The sequence below is a fragment of the Cyanobium sp. LEGE 06143 genome (assembly GCF_015207535.1).
In the GTDB taxonomy this organism is placed as follows: Bacteria; Cyanobacteriota; Cyanobacteriia; order PCC-6307; family Cyanobiaceae; genus NIES-981.
Window position 1 is genome coordinate 2,996 of the sequence record NZ_JADEWP010000145.1, and the last position, 3,491, is coordinate 6,486.

Annotated in this window: 4 protein-coding genes and 1 pseudogene (1 of these 5 cut by a window edge); 2 read left to right on the forward strand and 3 right to left on the reverse strand. The window is 66.1% G+C overall.

The features are described 5' to 3' along the window. Positions 1–105: pseudogene (locus IQ216_RS10310) on the forward strand (aminopeptidase P N-terminal domain-containing protein); it begins 1,227 nt to the left of the window's first position. Here IQ216_RS10310 and IQ216_RS10315 read toward each other — a convergent pair. Further along, the gene (locus tag IQ216_RS10315) at positions 86–841 is read right to left on the reverse strand and encodes a TIGR01548 family HAD-type hydrolase (RefSeq protein ID WP_370566700.1); all 756 of its coding nucleotides are present in this window, start codon (positions 839–841) and stop codon (positions 86–88) included. The pseudogene IQ216_RS10310 and the gene IQ216_RS10315 sit on opposite strands and share 20 nt — an antisense overlap. Before the next feature lie 86 nt (positions 842–927). On the opposite strand from IQ216_RS10315, the gene IQ216_RS10320 reads away from it, so the two are divergent. Then, positions 928–1,419, forward strand: a complete 492-nt coding sequence (locus tag IQ216_RS10320; protein WP_193815405.1) for a 30S ribosomal protein PSRP-3 — start codon at positions 928–930, stop codon at positions 1,417–1,419. A gap of 179 nt (positions 1,420–1,598) precedes the next feature. On the opposite strand, the gene atpC is transcribed toward IQ216_RS10320, so the two are convergent. Beyond that, complete coding sequence (gene atpC, locus IQ216_RS10325) at positions 1,599–2,009, reverse strand: ATP synthase F1 subunit epsilon (RefSeq protein ID WP_186698837.1); 411 nt, start codon at positions 2,007–2,009, stop codon at positions 1,599–1,601. A 30-nt stretch (positions 2,010–2,039) separates the two neighbouring features. Further along, positions 2,040–3,491, reverse strand: a 1,452-nt coding sequence (gene atpD / locus IQ216_RS10330; protein WP_193815404.1) for a F0F1 ATP synthase subunit beta, incomplete at its 5' end; no start/stop codon positions are given.

The following is a 3,491-nucleotide window of genomic DNA, read 5'->3' on the forward strand; positions in this document are numbered from 1 at the left end:
ANGGGCATCGGCATCCGCATCGAGGATGACGTGGCCGTCACCGGCCGGGGTCATGAGGTGCTGACGGCCACAGCCCTCAAGAGCCTCAGCGCGATGGAGCGCTGAGCGACGCCAGCAGGCGCTCCAGGCGCTTCGGCAGGGCCTGGGTGCTGGGGATCACGGCGTCGGCCCCGGCCTCGAGCAGGGAAGCCTCGTAGCGGCGGAGTGCGGCTGGATCGCTGCGCAGGTGGGGAGGTGCTACCCCGAGGGCGAGAAGGGGCTGCTCGGGCAGCTGCCGCTGGGCCCGCACCACGGTGAGCACGTCCGCCACGGTGTCGCCCAGGTAGAGCACCGGTGGGCTGGAGGCCAGGCCCAGGGGTGCCTCGGCCAGCTGGGCGGCCAGACGCAGCAGGCCTGTGGGATCGGGTTTGTCCGGAGCATCGCCCATGGCGAGCAGGGGAGGCTGCTCCAGGCCCAGCCGCTGCTCCAGCACGTAGCGGGCGGAGGGGGGTTCGGCACCGCTCACGAATCCCCAGGCCACCTGGGCATGGCTGAGCCACGTGAACAAGGAGGCGTCCACCAGCAAGGGCTCCTGGCCGATGAACCCCTGCCACAGGGCCGGGTCTCCGTGGGGGTCGCCGCCGAAATAGTGACGGCTGAACACCTCCACCAGGGCCTGCCGCTGGGGCAGGGGGGTGTGGCCGTGGCGGCGCAGCAGCTCCAGGGAGGCATCCCAGTCGTTGTTCCAGCGGCCCTCGCCCTTGAGGGCGTCGATCGTGGCCGGATCCGGCCGCCAGCCGGCGTAGTGCTGCACGGTTTCGGCCAGGGCGCGGCGGTAGCTGGCAGACACGTCACGGATCACACCGTCGATGTCGAAGAGCTGGACAGCGCGAGGACTCAGGGGGCTGCGGAAGCTCAGCTGATAGGTTAGTTGTTTGACTTTCTGCCTTGAGCGCCGACACCATGCCAGCCACCGAAAGCGCCGCCGGCGCTGCCGTGAGCGATGCGCCCGAGGTGGCCACCGCCACTGAAGACACCGCCTCTCAGGGACGTCCGGTGATGCGTGGTGGCAGCGCCGCCCTGGCCTCAGCCACCATCGATGCGGACGGTGTTCCCTCGGGATACACCCCCAAGGCCGATGAGGGCCGCTTCCTGCTGAAGATCCTCTGGCTTCCAGACAACGTCGCCCTGGCGGTCGATCAGATCGTGGGCGGCGGGCCAAGCCCCCTCACCGCCTATTTTTTCTGGCCCCGGGAAGACGCCTGGGAAACCCTCAAGAGCGAGCTCGAGGCCAAGAGCTGGATCACAGACAATGAGCGTGTTGAGATCCTCAACAAGGCCACCGAGGTGATCAATTACTGGCAGGAGGAGGGCAAGGGCAAGAGCCTTGATGAGGCCAAGCTCAAGTTCCCCGATGTCACCTTCTGCGGTACCGCCTGAGGCGCTGCTGCGGCTCTCCTGCCTCCGTCACCTTCGTCAGATGCCTCGGTGAGATCGTCAGCGTCCCGGTCGGGACGCTTTTTTGATGGCCGGGGGGATCACGCCAGCTGAGCCTGTGGCTTGACGGCCCCATGGAACAATCACTCCATGGGGCCGTCAGCCTCGCTGAGCGCCGAGGCTCAGGACTGGCCCCGGGTGGCCTGGAGCCAAGCCCGGGCCTTGGCGAGGGCCTGCTGAGCTTTCAGCTTTTCCGTGCTCGGAGTTGTGCCCTCAAAGCCGGCCGCGGCGGCCTGGGCCGCTTCGAACTCAGCCTCAGCTGCGGTGGCGTCGATGCTGGCGCCCAACTGGGCGCCGTTCACCAACACCGTGACCTCATCGGCTTCCACTTCGGCAAAGCCACCGAGCAGGGCGATTGAGCTCCAGGAGCCTCCCGCCCGCAGGCGCATCACCCCTGTGTCCAGGGCCGCCAGCATGGTGACGTGGCCGGGCAGGATGCCCACCTGGCCTGTGGTGCTGGGCAGAATCACCTCTTCGGCGCTGCCATCAAAAACGCTCTGGTCGGGCGCCAGAACTCGGAGAGTCAGGGACATGATGAAAACCTCAGGGTTGAAGGAGCGGGATCAACCCTTGGCATCCGCCTTGATCTTCTCAGCCTTGGCCTTCACCTGATCGATGTTGCCCACCAAGTAGAAGGCTGCCTCGGGCAGGTCATCGAGCTCGCCAGCAAGGATCATGTTGAAGCCCTTGATCGTTTCTTCCAGCTTCACGTACTGGCCGGGCATGCCGGTGAACACTTCGGCCACAAAGAAGGGCTGGGAGAGGAACTTCTCGATCTTGCGGGCCCGATCCACCGTGCGACGGTCGTCTTCCGAGAGTTCGTCAAGACCAAGAATCGCAATGATGTCCTGGAGCTCCTTGTAGCGCTGAAGGGTGCTCTGCACGGCACGGGCGGTGCGGTAGTGCTCATCGCCGACCACGGCGGGCTGGAGCATGGTGCTGGTGGAGTCCAGGGGATCCACGGCGGGATAGATGCCCTTGGAAGCCAGGCCACGGCTCAGCACCGTGGTGGCATCCAGGTGAGCAAAGGTGGTGGCGGGGGCGGGGTCGGTGAGGTCGTCGGCAGGCACGTACACCGCCTGGATTGAGGTGATCGAACCTTCCAGGGTGGAGGTGATGCGCTCCTGCAGCATGCCCACATCGGTGCCGAGGGTGGGCTGATAGCCCACCGCTGAGGGCATGCGGCCCAGCAGCGCGGACACTTCGGAGCCGGCCTGCACGAAGCGGAAGATGTTGTCCACGAACAGCAGCACGTCCTGCTTGTTCACATCGCGGAAATGCTCGGCCATGGTGAGGGCCGAGAGGCCCACGCGCATGCGGGCGCCGGGGGGCTCGTTCATCTGGCCGTAGCAGAGAGCTACCTTCGACTTCGAGAGGTCATCGGCGTTGATCACGCCCGACTCCTTGAACTCTTCGTAGAGGTCGTTGCCCTCACGGGTGCGCTCACCCACGCCGCCGAACACCGATACGCCGCCGTGCTCCTTGGCGATGTTGTTGATCAGCTCCTGGATCAGCACGGTCTTGCCCACGCCGGCGCCTCCGAACAGACCCACCTTGCCGCCCTGGCGGTAGGGAGCCAGCAGGTCGATCACCTTGATGCCGGTCTCGAACACCTTGGGCTTGGTTTCGAGCTCGGTGAGCTTGGGAGCCTCGCGGTGGATCGGCGCCGTGAGGGTGGTGGTCACAGGACCCTTCTCGTCCACCGGCTCGCCCAGCACGTTGAAGATCCGGCCCAGGGTGGCTTCACCCACAGGGACGGAGATCGGAGCACCGGTGTCGAGGGCTTCCATGCCCCGCACCAGACCATCAGTGCCGCTCATCGCCACGGCGCGGACCCTGTGGTCGCCGAGCAGTTGCTGCACTTCGGCGGTGAGGGCCACGTCTTGGCCAGCGGAGTTCTTGGCTTCGATGCGGAGCGCGTTGAAGATCTTGGGCAGCTGTCCGGCTGGGAATTCAACGTCAAGCACGGGGCCGATCACCTGCCGGACGATGCCTTTGGTGCCGGAGGCAGTAGC